This is a genomic window from Paractinoplanes hotanensis, assembly GCF_023717965.1.
Taxonomy (GTDB): domain Bacteria; phylum Actinomycetota; class Actinomycetes; order Mycobacteriales; family Micromonosporaceae; genus Actinoplanes; species Actinoplanes polyasparticus.
In genome coordinates, this window is sequence record NZ_JAMQOL010000022.1 from 98,285 (window position 1) to 114,092 (window position 15,808).

Below are 15,808 nucleotides of genomic sequence, written 5' to 3' on the forward strand. Positions count from 1 at the left end.
TGGTGAGATGGGACGCGATTTTCCGCCGTCCGCAAACCCTGCGGCCGTCGAAAAACCGAGCCCCATCTCACCAGCGGCGCTCGCGGGCCTACGCCTCCTACCTACTCACTTGTTGACGTAGGTCTCGTACTCCTTGAGCACGTCGTCGGTCAGGCCGTCGGCCCGGATGACGCCGGATTCCAGCCAGATGGTGCGCTCGCACGTGTCCCGGATCGACTGCTCGCTGTGGCTCACCAGGAAGACCGTGCCGGCCTCCTTGCGCAGGTCGCGGACCCGTTGCTCGCTGCGCTTGCGGAACTTGGCGTCACCGGTGGCCAAGGCCTCGTCGATCAGCAGCACGTCGTGCTTCTTGGCCGCCGCGATCGAGAACCGCAGCCGGGCCGCCATGCCGGACGAGTACGTCTTCATCGGCAGCGAGCTGAAGTCGCCCCGGTCGTTGATGCCGGAGAACTCGATGATGCCGGGCGCCTGCTCCTTGACCTCGGCCGGTGACATGCCCATGGCCAGGCAGCCCAGCTCGACGTTGCGCTCGCCGGACAGGTCGTTCATCAGCGCCGCGTTCACCCCCAGGAGGGATGGCTGGCCGGCCGCGTAGATGCCGCCGCCGCGCTCCACCGGCAGCAGCCCGGCGATCGCCCGCAGCAGCGTCGACTTGCCGGAGCCGTTGGTGCCGATCAGGCCGATCGCCTCGCCCTTGTAGGCCACGAAGCTGACGCCCTTGACCGCGTGCACCTCGCGCACGGCCGCGCTCTTCTTGCCCGTCATGATCCGCTTGAGGCTGGCCAGCGGGCTGTTCGCGCCCGGCGCCACCGAGCCGTAGATGCGGTAGACGATGTTCGCATTGTCCGCGATGACGGTTGGTTGCCGCTGGTCAGCCACGGCCGTAACCCTTCTCTCCGCGCCAGAAGTAGACGTAGCCGCCGAACCCGACAAGCACGGTCCAGATCGCGGCCTGCAGCCACAGCAGCGGTGCCGACGTGGCGAGATCGACGTTCTCCATCAGCGCGTGCCGGACGAGCTCGATGTAGATCAGCATCGGGTTGGACTCGACCAGCGCGAGCTGCCAGCCGTCGATCCGCTCGGCGAAGAACGTGACCGGGTAGAGCACGGCCGAGCCGTACATCCAGATGCGCAGGATGTAGGGGATGAGCTGGCGGATGTCGGTGACCTTGGAGATCAGCCGGGACACGAACAGCGCCAGGCCCGTGTTGAAGATCGTCTGGAGCACGAGGGCCGGGATCAGCAGCAGCCACTGGAGCGTGATCGGCTCGCCGGTGAACAGCACGATCGCGACCAGCACGATCATCGAGGCGATCATGTTGCGCACCTCGACCAGGCTGACCGCGATGGGCAGGCTGGCCCGCGGGAAGTGCAGCGCCCGGATCAGCGCGATGTTGGCGGTGATCGACTGCGAGCCGGCCTGAACCACCGACTGGGTGAAGCCGAAGATGAAGACGCCGGCGCAGAGGTACGCGATGAAGTTGTCGACGTCCTGCTTGGTGTTGATCAGAACACCGAAGATCAGGTAGTAGACGCCGGCGTTGATCAGCGGCGTCAGGAGCTGCCAGACCACGCCCAGCTTGGTGCTGCCCAGCGAAGCGCTCACCTTCGCGTTGGCGAAGGCGGCTATGAAGTGACGGTACGACCACAGATGCCGGGTGTATTCCGGCAGGCGAGGCAGGCGCCCCGCCTTCGTCAGGCCGTGACTCCTGGCCAGCTCGGTGAGCGATGGCCCGGTGTCGGAATCGGCAACCGCCGTCTGAGCCATGGGGTGGTGCTCCGATCTCGTCGGCCCGTGAGGGATACCGGGCCCTGGTTCCTTAGGCGAGAACACTTAAGCAGCATGTCAAGTCGTCGCCGATGGAACGGCTTCGTATCGACGTCCGGAGAGGCTATCCGACCAAACGGCGGAACGCAACCGTTACGTCCTGGCGTATAGTGACCGCGTGGCGACTGGAAAGCGAGCACCTGCCGGGGCGGCCGTGCTGCGGAGCGACATCACTGTCGCCATCCGCGACGCCGTGATGCACGAGCTGGCCGAAGTGGGTTACGGCCGGCTCTCCATCGAGGCCGTGGCCCGCCGGGCCGGCGTCGGTAAAACGGCGATCTACCGGCGCTGGAGCAACAAACTCGAGATGGTGCTCGAGATCGTGTCGGACGTGGCCGGCCGCAGCGTGCCGCTCCCCGACACCGGTAGCTTTGCCGGCGACCTCCAACTGATCATGATGATCGTGAGCCGTGCTCTGCGACACCGGATCGCGTCCCAGATCATTCCCGACCTGATGGCCGAGGCGGCCCGCAACCCGCAGATCGCCGAGACCCTCCAGAAGGCGCTGCGCACCCACCAGCAGGCCGTCGGCGAAAAGCTGGTCGGCTCGGCCGTGACGCGCGGAGAGCTGCCCGAAGGCACCGATCCGGACCTGGCGGTCGACCTGATCCTCGGGCCACTGTACTGGCGTCTGGCCGTCTCGCGCACCAAGCCCGACGGCGCCTACCTCGAGAAGCTCATGGCCGCGGTGACGGCCGCCCTGCGCAGCACGGCGAACTGACGCCCGGCCGCGCGCCGCGTGCAACCGGGTTGCACCGGCCGGTTGCCGCGAGTCGGCCCGGGGGCTGCCGATGGTGAGGGCTCCATGCCCCCTGCCCTCGGAGCCGACATGCACCAGCACGTGGACACCGCCGTTCTGGACGCTACCGCCCTGATCGCGATCGCCATGGGCGGGCAGGCGGCCGAGCAACCCGGCACCTCGGGGCGGAAGCCCACCAGGGTCGCGGTCTCGGCGCCGGTCGGTATCTGGCTCAGCGCGGACGGCACGGTTCGTCTCGATATCAGGACGGACGGAACGTACGCGGGGAAGGTGGCGGGGCGCAAGCGTCGCCCGCAGGGCACTTACGACCTCGCCGGCCGCACCCTGACCCTCAGCGATTATTCCGGCCTGCGAACGCCCGTGTCCGTGGGCGACGAGGTGCTCGAGATGGCCGGCCACCGCCTCGGCCGAGCCGGGTGGTGATCCCGCCGCGCCTGATAGTGCGGGGGACGACCGGCCCGCCCCCACCGGATAGGGGACGACGGGTCCGCCCCGAGGCGAGGGCCGGCCGGCCCTAAGCCCCGGCTCCTCCGCGCCGAACGGAAGTGGGGAGGGGGAGAGATGCGCCGAGTTTCCGTGCTCGCGGTGCTGCCGTTCCTGCTGGGGGCCTGCGGCAGCGGCTCGAGCCCGTCGGCGAGCGCGAGCCCGACGGCCGCACCGGGTGAGGCCTGGGTGAACGTCGAGCCGGGCCGGGCGACGCCCAGCGCGGTGACCCGGCGCAGCGGCACGTTCCCGCCCGCGCTGCCGCCGGTCTCGTTCCTGCCGACCAGCTCGGCCTGCGCGATCGCCTGGAACGAGGACGTCGGACAGGTTCTCATCCCGATGACCGTGACGCCGGGCGCGGGCTCGCTGAAGGTGCAGTGGCCCGCCCGCTACGGCGAGGTCTACCGGGTGGCCGCCGTACCGCAGGAGATCGTCAGCGGGGCCCAGCCGGAGCCGAAGTGGCAGACCGTGACCACCGGCGGTGGATGCACCGGCAGCGCCACCATCAGCGGGCTGAAGCCGGGGGCGCCGTACATCGTCTGGCTCGACGCTCCGGACACCCCGCGCGGCCTCGACAACTCGCGCAGCCTCTACAGCGGCCGCTCGGGGGTCGTGAAGCCGAACTGAGTCAGGACGAGATGGTGTTGCGACCGCTCCACTTGGCCGCGTAGAGGCGGTCGTCGGCCTCGCGGAACAGGGTCTCGCCGGACATGCCCTCGCCCAGGACGGCCAGGCCGACGCTCACGGTGAGGCGGACGCCGGGAACGATGTCGGTGCGGGCGACGGCGGCGCGGATGCGCTCGGCCACCTCGCGTCCGACGGCCAGGTCGCCCTGGAGGAAGACGGTGAACTCGTCGCCGGCGTACCGGACCGGCACGTCTTCGGTGCGGCAGTGCGCGCGCAGGATCCGGGCCACCTCGCGCAGCGCGCGGTCGCCGGTGGCGTGCGAGTACGCGTCGTTGATCGCCTTGAAGTGGTCGACGTCGACGATCAGCAGCACCATCGGGGTCGCCGCCAGGCCGCGGTCGATGCGGTCCATCAGCAGGTCGAAGCGGCGCCGGTTGTCCAGGCCGGTGAGCGGGTCGCGCAGCACCTCGCGTTCCGCCCGTTCGAGCGCCGCCTCGGACTCCTCGCGCTGGCGGGCCTGGCGCAGCATGGCGAGTCGCTGCATGCGCAGCCGCCACAACTCGCGGGTCTGGCCCTCGACCGCATCGAACAGGTCCCGCCCGGCCTGGCCGTCCTCGATGGCCAGCGCGGTCAGCGCCATCTCGAAGCGGATCACCGGCTTCTCGTCGGGACGGGGGCCGAACGCGCACAACTCGCGGGCGGCCACGAACTCGGTGCGGGCCTCGGCCAGCGCTCCCTGCGCGCGCAGGCTGATGCCGAGGGCCAGGTGGGCCATCCGGGCGTACCGGAAATTCTCCGACTGGCGCAGCGGCATCACCGCCTCGCGGGCCAGTTTCTCGGCCGGCACCACGTCGCCCAGCTTGGCCAGCGCGAGGGCGAGCATGGCGGTCGCCACCATGTCGTCGGGGCGCTGCTCGACCTGACGGCGGGTGATCTCGGCGCTGCGCCGCAGCCGGTTCGCACCCTCGTCGTGCCGGCCGACGTGGCTGAGCCGCAGACCCCAGTGCAGCAGGGTCGCCGCGTGCACGAGGCTGAAGTTCGCGTGGGTGATGCTGAGCTTCTCGTAGGTGGCGGCGGCGATCTCGTACATCTCGGCCGCCGTCGCCGCCTCGGCGAACGAGCACAGGGCCGAGATGCGCCGGCCGAAGTCGGTGTAGGGCAGGTCGAGCAGCACGGCCGCCCGGGCCAGATTGCGCATGGCGACGAAATAGCGTCCACGAAGGACGTCGACCTGGGCCAGATCGCAGAGGCACTTGGCCTCGCCGAGGGTCGAGCCGGCGGCCTGGTGCAACCGCAGCAGCCGCTCGCCGAGGTCGGCCGCCTCGATCAGGCGTCCCATATAGAGGTTGGCGTACATCTGCCCCTGCACGAGGAACAGGATGGTGCGGTCGTCGCCGACCGCGTGCGCTATGGCCAGGTAGGCGTCGGCCGCTGCCAGCGCCTCGTGGCCGTGACCGGTGTTGGCCAGGCGGTGCACCCGCTGCGCCAGCAGATGCAGCGGACCGAGCACGGTGACAGGCACCGGCAGCCGTCTACCCGGATCGATCTCGCCGTCCATGGTCCCAGTATCAACACTGGACGGTGCGATCAACTACCGGGTACATCGACTTATCTCACGGTGATTTCTGGGAGAACAGTCGGGGACCCTGGGAAGCACCCGGGATCGTCGGCAGGCCGGCATCGCGCCAGGCGGCGAAACCGCCGGCCAGGTCGGTGGCCCGGTGCAGGCCCAGGTCCTGCAGGGCAGCCGCGGCCAGGCTGCTGGTGTAGCCCTCCTGGCAGGTGACGATGATTTCGAGGTCGTAGCTGTCGGCGAAGGGCAGCCGGGCGTCGCTGCGCGGGTCGAGCCGCCACTCGAGCACGTTGCGCTCGATCACCACGGCGCCCGGGATCTCGCCGAACTGGGCCCGCTGAGCGGCCGGGCGGATGTCGACCAGGACCGCGCCCCGGCTCAGCGCGGCCGCCGTCCGCAGCGGGCCGACCCGGGTCAGGCGGGTCCGCGCGTTGGCGAGGATCTGGTCGATGCTCAGGGAGCCGGCCGGAGCTGCGGTCACCACTGGGCGCCGGCCCGTTCCACCGCGAGCGCTTCGAGGCTCCCGGCGCCGAGGCGGTACTTGGTCATCGTGGTCAGGGCGGGGCCGTAGACGTGGACGCTGACCGCGGGCCGGCGCGAGCGGTTGGTCATGCGGTGGACGTGGTGGCGGCCGAACCGGCGGCCGGCTCCCTCGCCCAGTTCGCGGGAGGTGACGCGGGGCGGGTGGCCGTCGGCCACCGCCACCGTGTCCTCGGTGAGGGTGCCGCCGAAGACATGGAACGCGCCCGCCGAGCCGCCGTGGTCGTGCCACTCGGTGCCCTGACCGGGCAGCCAGGTCAGCAGCCAGACCTCGTGGTCGTCGGCGACGTGCAGCCGGTGGTACCACCGGCCGACCGGATTGAACCGCGGGGCGACCGGCCACTGCTCGGGGGCGGTGGCGAAACGGGCGGCGACGGCGAGATGGTCGGGACGGGTGTCGACGACAGTCACGGGAGCTCCTCGCTTTTTATACATTGCCTATCAGTACCATAGGCTTTGGGTCACATTACCGCCTGGGCGGCCAGGATGGCGGGAAGTCAGCCGATCAGGATCGCGTGGTGTCGGCCACGGCGCGGGGTCTGAGAGCAGCCTGGTGCGGTGGACCGTCCACACCGAATGCCGGTCTTATTCATTACCGATCATTTGATCGAGTCGCCGATAGCAGACATGCCCGAAACGTTCCGAGCCGGATGCTCAAGATCGACAATTAGCGATCCGGATATATCCGGACAGATTGCGAGACATTCCATTGCGCACAGTAGCGGCGGCCGGAAGTCGGCAGTCCGGCTCGCCGGAAGTCGACCGGTCGGTGCGAAACCCGGCCCGGACAAGGGGTTCCTTGCCTCCGGACAGGATCGTGCGGGCGGTGCCACTCGCGAGAGCTGAAAGAAGCTCGCGGGAGTTAGCCTCTTTCTTGACAAAGCCCGAATCAGGCTCTCCGGAGTCATGCCGACACGCTCCGTCAGCGAAATGCGCCGATGTATCACCGGATCGGCTCACCGCCTCAACCGTTAAGGCGGAAATCAAGCTGAGCCGGGGCTCGGCAATCGAGAAAGCTATATGGTGACGTCGCCGCCGAGAACCGGTGCCGGAGGCAGCCTCGCCCCCTCCTCCGAACCCCCGATCAACGAGGACGGACACGTGTTGAAGTCACGCCGCGGTCTCCTAGCCGCCGGCCTAGCGGTTGCCGTGGTCGGCGCCATCGGTGTGGTCTCCACCGTGAGCGCAGGGGCCGACCAGATCGCTACCCCACCCGAGGCGAGTGCGGCTGCGGGGGTTGCCGACGACTCGCCCGACGCTGACGCCGTAGTAGCGGGCGCGGGCCAGGTGCTGCTGCCACCGCCCGTCCTGCCGTGGGGCGATCGCCCCAAGCGGATCAAGAAGGGCCGCAACGGCGTCACCAGCAAGACGCTGCGGGCCGAGGGCCTCTCCGCCGCCGCACCCGACACGACCGGCTCGCTGGTGCCGCGGGCCCGCTATGGGCCCAAGGGCCGCAGCGGCGGCAACGCCGGCGTGATCCGCACCGAGCAGACCGACGCCGTGCCGCCGAAGCCGCTGGGTGTGAAGGCCGCCGCGAACAACGTCAACTATCTCTACAACGTCGGCTCGCAGGCCGCCGACACCTCGGGCATCTTCGCCAACGTCACCATCGGCAAGCCCGATCTCGACCGGAACGACTACCACACGCTGGCCGAGGTCGCGCTCCAGTCGGCCGACGGCGAACAGATCGTCGAGATCGGCTGGACGGTCGACCGCCTGGTCAACGGCGACGACGACCCGCACCTGTTCGTCTTCCACTGGGTCAACGGCGAGCCGACCTGTTACAACAAATGTGGCTTCGTGCAGGTGAGTCCGACCGTGAAGCCGGGCGCGACCCTCACCTACGGCATCACCAAGAAGTTCGGCATCCAGTACTTCAAGGACGCCTGGTGGGTCGCCTACGACACCGAGTGGATCGGCTACTTCCCCGAGACCAACTGGACCGCGAAGGGCGTGGAGTTCAACCGCTCCGGTTACCTCCAGGTCTTCGGCGAGGTGGCTGCCAGCCGCGAGAAGCCGTGTGGCACCGCGATGGGCAACGGCACGGGTCCCGAGAAAGACACCTCGGCCCGGTTCTCGAGCGTCGGCTTCGTCGACGGCCCGGCCGTCGATCTCTACATGCGCAGCTTCCCGGACAAGCTGAAGGCCGGCGAGGAAGAGGTCCCGTTCTACAAGGTGAAGCCCGTCGTGGACGAGTCGGTCGAACCGCCCGTGCCCTCGAAGCGGTCATTCCGCTACGGCGGCCCGGCCCGGCCCACGGGCCTCTGTTGAGAGAAATCGTAACGTCCGACATGTGACGCGATGCCCGGTCCCGGCGAGGGGGACCGGGCATCGTTCTTTTGGTGTACGCCACGTCGGCAAAAGCCCGGTCGAACCGAGTTCACCGTCACGGTGTACAACGTGTTGGCGGAGCGAAGGTCGAGAAGGCGGGCGCGGATGAGGCGACGGGTGAGCCCCGACGAGGAGCTGATGACCGCGCTCTACACCGAGCACTACGCGGTGCTGCTCAGCTTCATCCTGCGCTACGTGCACGACCGGCACCGGGCGGAAGACCTGGTGCAGGAGACCCTGCTGCGCGCCTGGAAGCACATCGACCACCTCGACCCCGAGCCCGGCCGCACCCGCTCCTACCTGCTGACCATCGCCCGCAACGTGGTCACCAACGCGTGGCGGGCCGAGCAGCGCCGCCCGCACCTGGTCGCCGACGAGGCCGCGGTCAACGCGATGCCGTCGGCCGACAACGTCGACCGGATGGTCGAGGGCTGGCTGGTGGCCGAGGCGATCGAGCGGCTGTCGGCCGACCACCAGGCGGTGGTCCGGGCCATGTACTACGAGGGTCAGAGCGTGGCGGACGCGGCCCGCCAGCTCTCGGTTCCGGAGGGCACGGTGAAGTCCCGGGCCTATTACGCGGTGCGGGCCTTACGCACAGTGTTCGAAGAGATGGGGGTGCTGCGGTGAGCACCGACCACGATGAGCTGCACCGCCTGCTCGGCGGTTACCTGCTCGGCGGCCTCGACGAGGCGGACACCGAGCGGCTCGACGCCCATCTGCGCGACTGCGACCGCTGCCGGGACGAGCTCGATCGTCTCGCTGCCGTGCCCGAGCTGCTGCGCCGCCTGCCCGAGGCCGAGCGGGCCGACGACGATGTCGCGACCGCACCGGTCAGCATGTCGGCCCGGCCCAGCCCGGAGAACATCGAGGGCCTGCTACGTCGTCTGCGGGCCGAGCGTTCCCGGCAGAGTCGCATGGCTGGTGTCCGCTGGCTGGCCGCCGCGGCCGTGGTGCTGGTCGCGGTGGCGGTCGGCATCGGGGTGCTGCGGGGCAGCCGCGAGGGCCGGCAGCCCCAGGTGCTGCCGAGCCCCCAACTGGTGACGGCGCAGTTCCAACCGGCCCAGGGCAGTGGCCTGGCCGGCCAGGCGGTGCTGACGCCGAAGACGTGGGGGGTCTCGGTGTCGCTCGACGTCAGCAAGCTCAGCGGCGACGGCCCGTTCCACTGCCAGGTGCGCGGGTCGTCGGGCCAGGTGGAGCAGGCGATGGTGTGGGGGCCGACGCCGAGTGGCAACGCCAAGGTGATCGGGGCCAGCTCGATCCAGCTGCGCAACGTCAGCCGGATCGAGGTGCAGGACCACGACGGCCAGGTCCTGGGCACCGCCGAGGTTGATTGAAACCAGGTCAGGTGACCCTTCTCAGCCGTACGAGATAGGTCTGCGCCACCACGACCAGGGCCAGGAACGTGCCGCTGATCACCTGCTGCCAGTTGCTGTTGACGTTGCCGACCTGGTTGATCAGGTTCTGGATGACGCCCAGCAGCAGCACACCGGCGATCGTCCCGGCGATTGTGCCCGCGCCACCGGTCAGCAGTGTCCCGCCGATCACTACGGCGGCGATCGCGTCCAGCTCCATGCCGGTGCCCAGGACCGTCACCCCGGAGCCGAGCTTGGCCGCGTTGATGGCGCCGGCCAGGCCGGCCAGCAGACCCGAGAGCACGTAGACCCAGACCTTGGTGCGGCGTACCGGCACACCCATCAGGCTGGCCGCGTCCTCGCTGCCGCCCACCGCATAGACCGACGAGCCGAACCGGCTGCGGGTCAGCACCACCATGCCGATCACGACCAGCGCCGCGACCAGCCACACCTGGTAGCCGATGTCGAGGAACGAGCCGTTGCCGAGCTTGCGAAAGGCGTCGTTCTGCACCAGATAGGTGTTGGAGCCCTCCGAGCTGATCGCCCGCATGAGGCCCCGGGCGCCGAGGAGAGCGGCCAGGGTCACGATGAAGGGCGCCATCCGGGTGTACGCGACGAGGAGCCCGTTCGCCACGCCGATCGCCCCGCACACGGCCAGGGGCAGCAGGAACGCGGCCAGAATGCCGTACTGCGACGCCCAGGCGGCGAGCACGCCCCCGAGCACGTAGAGCGACCCGACCGACAGGTCGATGCCACCCGTGATGATCACAAAGGTCATGCCGAGCGCGATGAGCATCGGCGGCGCGGCCGCCACCAGGATGGTGGCCGCGTTGTCGAGGCTGCGGAAGTTGGGGAAGGTGGCCAGCGCGATCAGCACGACGACGATCAGGACGGCGAGCGCGCCCTGCCGCTGGATCGTGCCGACGATCCGGTCGGTGCGCTCCGCCTTGCGGACGTCCTCCACCACAATTGCCGAAGGCTCCGATGCGAGTCCCATGGTCATCGGGTCTTCCTCTCTCGGGCCACGTAGACCGCGATCAGGATGATCACGGCCTGCACCATCTCGGTCGTCGAGGGCTGCAGGTTGTGCTTGATCATCGTGGCGATGACCAGCTGCATGAGCAGGGCGCCGGCCACCGTGCCCAGGACCCGCACCTTGCCGCCGGTGAGCGGCGTGCCGCCGACCACCACGGCGGTGATCGCCGACAACTCGATGAGCAGCCCCACCGAGGACGCGTCGCTGGACTGGATGCGGGCCACCGAGAGCAGGCCGGCGATCGAGGCCAGCACGGCGCACGCCACGTACACGGTGATCAGCACCCGCTTGACCGGCAGGCCGGCCAGCTCGGCGGCGGGCCGGTTGCCGCCGATCGCCAGCAGCCGCCGGCCGAAGACCGTGCGGCGGACGACGAACCCCACGACGAGCACCAGCAGCGCCGCGATCCAGACCAGCACCGGGATGCCGAGCAGGTCGCCCGAGCCCAGGTAGAGGAAGTCCTGGTTGCGGATGTCGACCAGCTTGCCCTCGCTGATGACCACGGCGAGACCGCGGCCGCCGACGAACAGGGCCAGCGTGGCGACGATCGGTTGCAGGCCGACCCGGGCCACCAGGATTCCGTTGATCAGACCGACCGCGACTCCGGCGAGCAGCGCGACCAGGATCGCGGCCACCACGCCGTACCCGAGATAGAGGGGGATGAAGGCAGCCGCCAGGGCCATGACCGAACCGACCGAGAGGTCGATGCCCTCGGTGCCGATCACCAGCGCCATGCCGAGCGCCACGATCACGATGGGCGCCACCTGGATCAGCTGGATGCGCAGGTTGCTCCAGGTCGCGAAGTACGGGGTGAAGAAGATGTTGTAGACGACCAGCAGCACGATGGCGGCGTAGACGCCGTACTTCGGCAGCCAGGCTTTGATCTTCGCTGCGTCGGCCAAGGGCCGGGCGGCCACCGTCTCAGTGCTCACGGGTGGCCTCCGTCGCGATCGTTGCCATCAGGTCCTCGGTGGTCACCCGGTTGCCGGTCAGGGTGCCGACCACGACGCCGTCGCGCAGCACCACCACCCGGCCCGAACCCTCGACCAGCTCCTCGGCGTCCGACGAGACCAGCACGACGCCGAGCCCCTCGGCCGCCAGCTCGTCGATCAGCGATTGGACCTCGGCCTTGGCGCCGACGTCGATGCCGCGGGTCGGCTCGTCGAGCAGCAGCACCTTGGGATCGGTGGCGAGCAGGCGGGCCAGCAGCACCTTCTGCTGATTGCCGCCGGACAGGTCGCCGACTGCCTGGTCGGGGCTGGACGCCTTGATGCGCAGGCGCTTGATGTACCGGTCGACGATCTCGTTCACCTTGCTGTCCGAGACGAACCCGAACCGGGAGACGCGGGGGAGCACGGCGAGGGCGATGTTCTCGCGCACCGACAGGCCGGGGACGATTCCCTCAGCCTTGCGGTCCTCGGGCTGCACCGCGATGCCGAATTCCACCGCGCGTACGGGAGTGGGCTTCTTCAGGTCCTTGCCGTCGACCTGGATGTCGCCGCTGTCCAGGTGGTACGCGCCGCCGATTGCCTTGATCGTCTCGCTGCGCCCGGCGCCGAGCAGCCCGCCCAGGCCGACGACCTCGCCGGGCCGCACGTCGAAGCTCACGTCGTGCAGCTTGTGCCGGCTGTTCAGCTCGCGCACCCGCAGCACGGGCGGGGCGTCGGTGTCGCCGGTGGCCGCACCGGAGAACGCGGTCGCGCCCTCCCGGCGTACCTCGGCCATGTCCCGCCCGAGCATGAGCGAGACCAGCTTGATCCGCTCGAGGGCGGCCAGCTTGCCGGTGTGCACGAGCTTGCCGTCGCGCAGGATCGTCACCGTGTCACAGATCTGGTAGAGCTCGTCGAGGCGGTGGCTGACGTAGACGATGCCGATGCCGCGGGCGTGCAGATCGCGGATGACGCCGAACAGGGTCTGTACCTCGCGCGGCTCGAGCGACGAGGTGGGCTCGTCCATGATGACGACCTTGGCGTCGACCATCACGGCCCGGGCCAGGGCGACCATCTGCTGTGCGCCGAGGGCCAGGGTGCCCAGTTGCCGCCGGACGTCCGTGGTGACGCCGTAGCCGGTGAGGATCTCGCGGGCCTCGCGGTCCATCCGCTTGCGGTCGATGAGGCCGAGGCCGGTGCGCGGTTCGCGGCCGAGGAAGAGGTTCTGCGCCACGCTCATCAGCGGGACGAGGTTGACCTCCTGATAGATGGTCGAGATGCCGGCCTGCTGGGCGTCCATCGGGGTGCCGAACTGCGCGGGCGCGTCCTGATATCTCAGCTCGCCCCCGTCGGGCTGATAGACCCCGGTCAGCACCTTGATCAGTGTGGATTTGCCGGCGCCGTTCTCACCGACGAGCGCGTGCACCTGGCCCGGTTGCAGCGTGAAGGAGACCTGGTCGAGGGCGCGCACGCCCGGAAATATCTTCGAGACGTCGTTGACTTCCAGCAACGCCATTCAGTTCTCCTCCGTACGGGTGCCGGGCCGGGTGATCAGGGCACCACCCGGCCCGGCTGCTCTCGCGCTACCCCAGTGGGGAAGCGTTGTTCCAGGTGGCATCGGCGTTGTAGCTGCCGGTGCCGTCCCACGTGTTGCCACCGCCGTTGGTGGCGATGTAGACGGCCTCGGCGTAGTGCCGCCAGTAGTAGCCGGGATAGTTGATCGATTCGAGCGAGATGGTGCCCGCCCCGCCGTTCAGGCCGGGCCGGCCGCAGAACGTGGCGTCCTGCTGGAACGTCGCCGTTCCGTCGTTGGCCGCCGTCTGCAGGCGGTAGCCGGCGTGCCGCAGGTAACGGCCGGGATAGTTGACCGATTCGAACGTGTAGCAACTGTTGTCGGCCAGGCCGGCGCGGACCGTGAAGGTGGCGTCCTGCCGGTCGGCGGCCGGGCTGCCGGTGGTGATCACGTCGGTCCGGGCCAGGCTGTCCCGGTGTCGCAGGTAGCGGGTGTCGTAGCCGGCCGTGGTGACCCGGAACGAGCGGTTCTGCCCGACGGTCAGGTCGGCGCCGCTGCGCCACAGCGGCGCGGCGACCGTCCAGGTCGCGTCGTTGGCGAAGGAGCCGCCGTTGCTCTGCTCGACCCAGACCTCCTCGGCGCGGTGCCGGAGGTAGGAGCCGGGCAGGTTGGCCGACTCGAGCGAGGTGCCGCCACCGGAGAGGCCGGCCCGGCCGCAGAACGTGGCGTCCGCCGCGAACGTGCCGCCGGTGTTGGCCTCGCGGTAGACCCGGTTGTTGCGGTGCCGCAGATACTGGCCGGGGAAGTTGCGCGACTCGAACGAGTAGCAGGCCGCGTTGGACAGGCCGGGCCGCACCCAGAACGTCGCGTCCTGCCGGTCGGTGGTGGAGCTGCTCGTGCTGACCACGTCGGTGCGGGCGGCGCCGGCGGCGTGCCGCAGGTAGCGGTTGGTGTAACCGGGCGTGGTGACCCGCAGCGACACCAGCTTGCCGGTCGAGATGGTGCTGCCGTTGGCGGCACCGAGCACCTGCTGGTGCACCGCGCGGACCCGGGCGAAGTCCATCTTCTGTTGCTGCCGGTCGTAGGTGAAGAAGCCGTTGAGCTCCTCCTCGACGTCGGTCGGTTCGGTGTAGACGGAGCCGGACAGCCCGTTGGCGTTGATCAGATCGGTCATCCGGCTCGTGATCTGCACGTAGCGGCTGGTCAGCGCGTTCGAGTCGGGCAGCCACTCGTAGGCGAACTTGCCGGCCGTCGGCCATTCACGGCTGGTGCGCAGGCCCAGGCCGCCGTACTCGCCGTTGACCACGAAACGGGTCGCGGTCGGCGGCCGGGAGATGCCCGGGCCGACGTACAGGTGATCGTCGATGACGTCGCCGTTGCCCGGGTCGGGGTCGGAGTCGCAGCAGTTGGAGCCGGAGTTGTGGTTGACCATGCGGGTCGGGTCCCAGCTCTTCACCAGGTCGGCGATCCGGCCGGCGTCGTATTCGCCCCAGCCCTCGTTGAACGGCACCCACTGGACGATCGAGGTGATGCCCTTGTGCTCGTCGACCAGCTCGCGCAGTTCCTTCTCGAAGCGGGTGCGCCCGATGGCCGACGGCTCCCGGCCGCTGGCCAGCGCGGGCATGTCCTGCCAGACCATCAGGCCGAGCCGGTCGGCGTGGTAGAACCAGCGGTCGTTCTCGACCTTGATGTGCTTGCGCACCATGTTGAAGCCGAGCGACTTCTGTTGTTCCAGATCGAAGCGCAGGGCCGCGTCGGTGGGCGCGGTCGAGATGCCGTCCGGCCAGTAGCCCTGGTCGAGCGAGCCGAGCTGGAAGACGAATTTGCCGTTCAGCGTCGGCCGCAGCACCCCGCCGAGCATCGCCTTGCCGAGCGAGCGCATGCCGAAGTAGCCGCCGACGGCATCACCGCTGCCCAGCGTGACCCGCAGGTCGTACAGGAAGGGGTCGTCGGGGGTCCAGAGGCGGGCGTTCGGGACCGGGACGCGGAAGGACGAGCCCACCGTGCCGGTGGCCGAGCCGACGACCGTGCCGCCGGAGAGAACCTGCGCGGTGACCGCCTGGCCGCCCGCATTGGCCGCCTGCACGATCAGATCGAGGCCGCCCGCCGACACGTTGGGGGTGGTGTCGAGCCGGGTGATCCGAGCCGGGTTGGTCGGTTCCAGCCAGACCGTCTGCCAGATGCCCGAGGACGGCGTGTAGAAGATGCCGCCCCGGTTGATCCGCTGCTTGCCGACGGGGATGTCCTGGCTGTCGGTCGGGTCCCAGACGCCGACGATGATCTCGTTGCTGCCGGCGCGCAGCGCGCTGGTGATGTCGTACGAGAACTTGTCGTAGCCGCCCTCGTGCGTGCCGAGCAGCGTGCCGTTCACCCAGACCTTCGACTGCCAGTCGACGGCGCCGAAGTTGAGCTGCACATTCCGGCCCGACCAACCGGCCGGAATTGTGAACGTGCGCCGGTAGTACGAGAAGTCCTGGCGCCGCATGATCCCGGAGAGCGCGCTCTCGATCGGGTACGGCACGAGGATCTCCTCGCCGAGGGTCTGCCCGGTCGGCGGGGTGTTGATGTTCGAGGCCCCCGTGAACTGCCAGATGCCGTTGAGGCTCTGCCAGTCGGCGCGGGTGAGCTGCGGACGGGGGTATTCGGGGAGGGGATTGGCCGTGCTGACCTGGCCGGTCCACGGCGTGGTCATCGGCGGCGTCTTGGGGACGAACGCCGCGGCGGGTCCGGTGGTGGCGACCAGCGTGCCGGCGGTGGCCGTCAACGCTGCCGCGGCGATGGCCAGCAGTCTTCGGGGATGTGCGGTCACGTTCTCTCTCCTTCTAAGAGTGAGCCG

Annotated in this window: 15 protein-coding genes; 6 read left to right on the plus strand and 9 right to left on the minus strand. The window is 69.4% G+C overall.

What is annotated here, in order from left to right; translation table 11 throughout:
- Positions 1-105 precede the first annotated feature (105 nt).
- Both LXN57_RS17935 and LXN57_RS17940 read right to left on the minus strand, forming a co-directional pair.
- Positions 106-879 carry an ABC transporter ATP-binding protein gene (locus tag LXN57_RS17935; protein WP_251799303.1) on the minus strand — a complete coding sequence of 258 codons (774 nt, stop codon included), beginning with the start codon at positions 877-879 and terminating at the stop codon, positions 106-108.
- Positions 872-1,768 (minus strand): ABC transporter permease, encoded by an 897-nt coding sequence (locus LXN57_RS17940; protein WP_251799304.1) that lies wholly within the window; start codon positions 1,766-1,768, stop codon positions 872-874. The genes LXN57_RS17935 and LXN57_RS17940 overlap by 8 nt, the downstream gene beginning before the upstream one ends.
- Positions 1,769-1,946: 178 nt before the next feature.
- Here LXN57_RS17940 and LXN57_RS17945 point away from each other — a divergent pair, with 178 nt between their 5' ends.
- From LXN57_RS17945 to LXN57_RS17955, 3 genes are all read left to right on the plus strand, one after another.
- The gene (locus LXN57_RS17945) at positions 1,947-2,549 is read left to right on the plus strand and encodes a TetR/AcrR family transcriptional regulator (protein ID WP_251799305.1); all 603 of its coding nucleotides are present in this window, start codon (positions 1,947-1,949) and stop codon (positions 2,547-2,549) included.
- Between the two features lie 108 nt (positions 2,550-2,657).
- Positions 2,658-3,011, plus strand: coding sequence for an Atu4866 domain-containing protein (locus LXN57_RS17950; RefSeq protein ID WP_251799306.1), 354 nt, complete (start codon positions 2,658-2,660; stop codon positions 3,009-3,011).
- Between the two features lie 138 nt (positions 3,012-3,149).
- Positions 3,150-3,698, plus strand: coding sequence for a hypothetical protein (locus LXN57_RS17955; RefSeq protein ID WP_251799307.1), 549 nt, complete (start codon positions 3,150-3,152; stop codon positions 3,696-3,698).
- Position 3,699: 1 nt separating this feature from the next.
- Here LXN57_RS17955 and LXN57_RS17960 read toward each other — a convergent pair whose 3' ends face one another.
- The 3 genes from LXN57_RS17960 to LXN57_RS17970 are packed head-to-tail and all read right to left on the minus strand — an operon-like array spanning position 3,700 to position 6,222.
- The gene (locus LXN57_RS17960; protein ID WP_251799308.1) at positions 3,700-5,256 is read right to left on the minus strand and encodes a GGDEF domain-containing protein; all 1,557 of its coding nucleotides are present in this window, start codon (positions 5,254-5,256) and stop codon (positions 3,700-3,702) included.
- Between the two features lie 55 nt (positions 5,257-5,311).
- Entirely contained in the window at positions 5,312-5,752 is a 441-nt protein-coding gene (locus LXN57_RS17965; RefSeq protein ID WP_369077284.1) for a rhodanese-like domain-containing protein, read from the minus strand.
- Complete coding sequence (locus LXN57_RS17970; protein ID WP_251799310.1) at positions 5,749-6,222, minus strand: cysteine dioxygenase; 474 nt, start codon at positions 6,220-6,222, stop codon at positions 5,749-5,751. The genes LXN57_RS17965 and LXN57_RS17970 overlap by 4 nt, the downstream gene beginning before the upstream one ends.
- A gap of 690 nt (positions 6,223-6,912) precedes the next feature.
- Between LXN57_RS17970 and LXN57_RS17975 the strand changes: the two genes are divergently transcribed.
- From LXN57_RS17975 to LXN57_RS17985, 3 genes are all read left to right on the plus strand, one after another.
- Positions 6,913-8,082, plus strand: coding sequence for a neprosin family prolyl endopeptidase (locus tag LXN57_RS17975; RefSeq protein ID WP_251799311.1), 1,170 nt, complete (start codon positions 6,913-6,915; stop codon positions 8,080-8,082).
- Positions 8,083-8,247: 165 nt separating this feature from the next.
- Positions 8,248-8,769: a sigma-70 family RNA polymerase sigma factor gene (locus LXN57_RS17980; RefSeq protein ID WP_251799312.1), complete on the plus strand. Its 522-nt coding sequence runs from the start codon at positions 8,248-8,250 to the stop codon at positions 8,767-8,769.
- Positions 8,766-9,476: an anti-sigma factor family protein gene (locus LXN57_RS17985; RefSeq protein ID WP_251799313.1), complete on the plus strand. Its 711-nt coding sequence runs from the start codon at positions 8,766-8,768 to the stop codon at positions 9,474-9,476. The genes LXN57_RS17980 and LXN57_RS17985 overlap by 4 nt, the downstream gene beginning before the upstream one ends.
- A gap of 7 nt (positions 9,477-9,483) precedes the next feature.
- Here the strand turns inward: LXN57_RS17985 and LXN57_RS17990 are convergent, their stop codons facing one another.
- From LXN57_RS17990 to LXN57_RS18005, 4 genes are all read right to left on the minus strand, one after another.
- Positions 9,484-10,497, minus strand: coding sequence for an ABC transporter permease (locus LXN57_RS17990; protein ID WP_251799314.1), 1,014 nt, complete (start codon positions 10,495-10,497; stop codon positions 9,484-9,486).
- Positions 10,494-11,462 carry an ABC transporter permease gene (locus LXN57_RS17995; RefSeq protein WP_251799315.1) on the minus strand — a complete coding sequence of 323 codons (969 nt, stop codon included), beginning with the start codon at positions 11,460-11,462 and terminating at the stop codon, positions 10,494-10,496. Before LXN57_RS17995 ends, LXN57_RS17990 begins: the two co-directional genes overlap by 4 nt.
- Positions 11,452-12,975: a sugar ABC transporter ATP-binding protein gene (locus tag LXN57_RS18000; RefSeq protein ID WP_251799316.1), complete on the minus strand. Its 1,524-nt coding sequence runs from the start codon at positions 12,973-12,975 to the stop codon at positions 11,452-11,454. Before LXN57_RS18000 ends, LXN57_RS17995 begins: the two co-directional genes overlap by 11 nt.
- A 67-nt stretch (positions 12,976-13,042) precedes the next feature.
- On the minus strand, positions 13,043-15,781 hold the full coding sequence (locus LXN57_RS18005; protein WP_251799317.1) for an AbfB domain-containing protein: 2,739 nt from the start codon (positions 15,779-15,781) through the stop codon (positions 13,043-13,045).
- Positions 15,782-15,808 lie beyond the last annotated feature (27 nt).

What these genes read in the sequence shown, in the direction of transcription:
- LXN57_RS17940 (WP_251799304.1), bottom strand. Translation starts at nt 1,768, where the DNA reads ATGGCTCAGACGGCGGTTGCCGATTCCGACACCGGGCCATCGCTCACC.
- LXN57_RS17950 (WP_251799306.1), top strand. Translation starts at nt 2,658, where the DNA reads ATGCACCAGCACGTGGACACCGCCGTTCTGGACGCTACCGCCCTGATC.
- LXN57_RS17955 (WP_251799307.1), top strand. Translation starts at nt 3,150, where the DNA reads ATGCGCCGAGTTTCCGTGCTCGCGGTGCTGCCGTTCCTGCTGGGGGCC.
- LXN57_RS17960 (WP_251799308.1), bottom strand. Translation starts at nt 5,256, where the DNA reads ATGGACGGCGAGATCGATCCGGGTAGACGGCTGCCGGTGCCTGTCACC.
- LXN57_RS17980 (WP_251799312.1), top strand. Translation starts at nt 8,248, where the DNA reads ATGAGGCGACGGGTGAGCCCCGACGAGGAGCTGATGACCGCGCTCTAC.
- LXN57_RS17990 (WP_251799314.1), bottom strand. Translation starts at nt 10,497, where the DNA reads ATGACCATGGGACTCGCATCGGAGCCTTCGGCAATTGTGGTGGAGGAC.
- LXN57_RS18000 (WP_251799316.1), bottom strand. Translation starts at nt 12,975, where the DNA reads ATGGCGTTGCTGGAAGTCAACGACGTCTCGAAGATATTTCCGGGCGTG.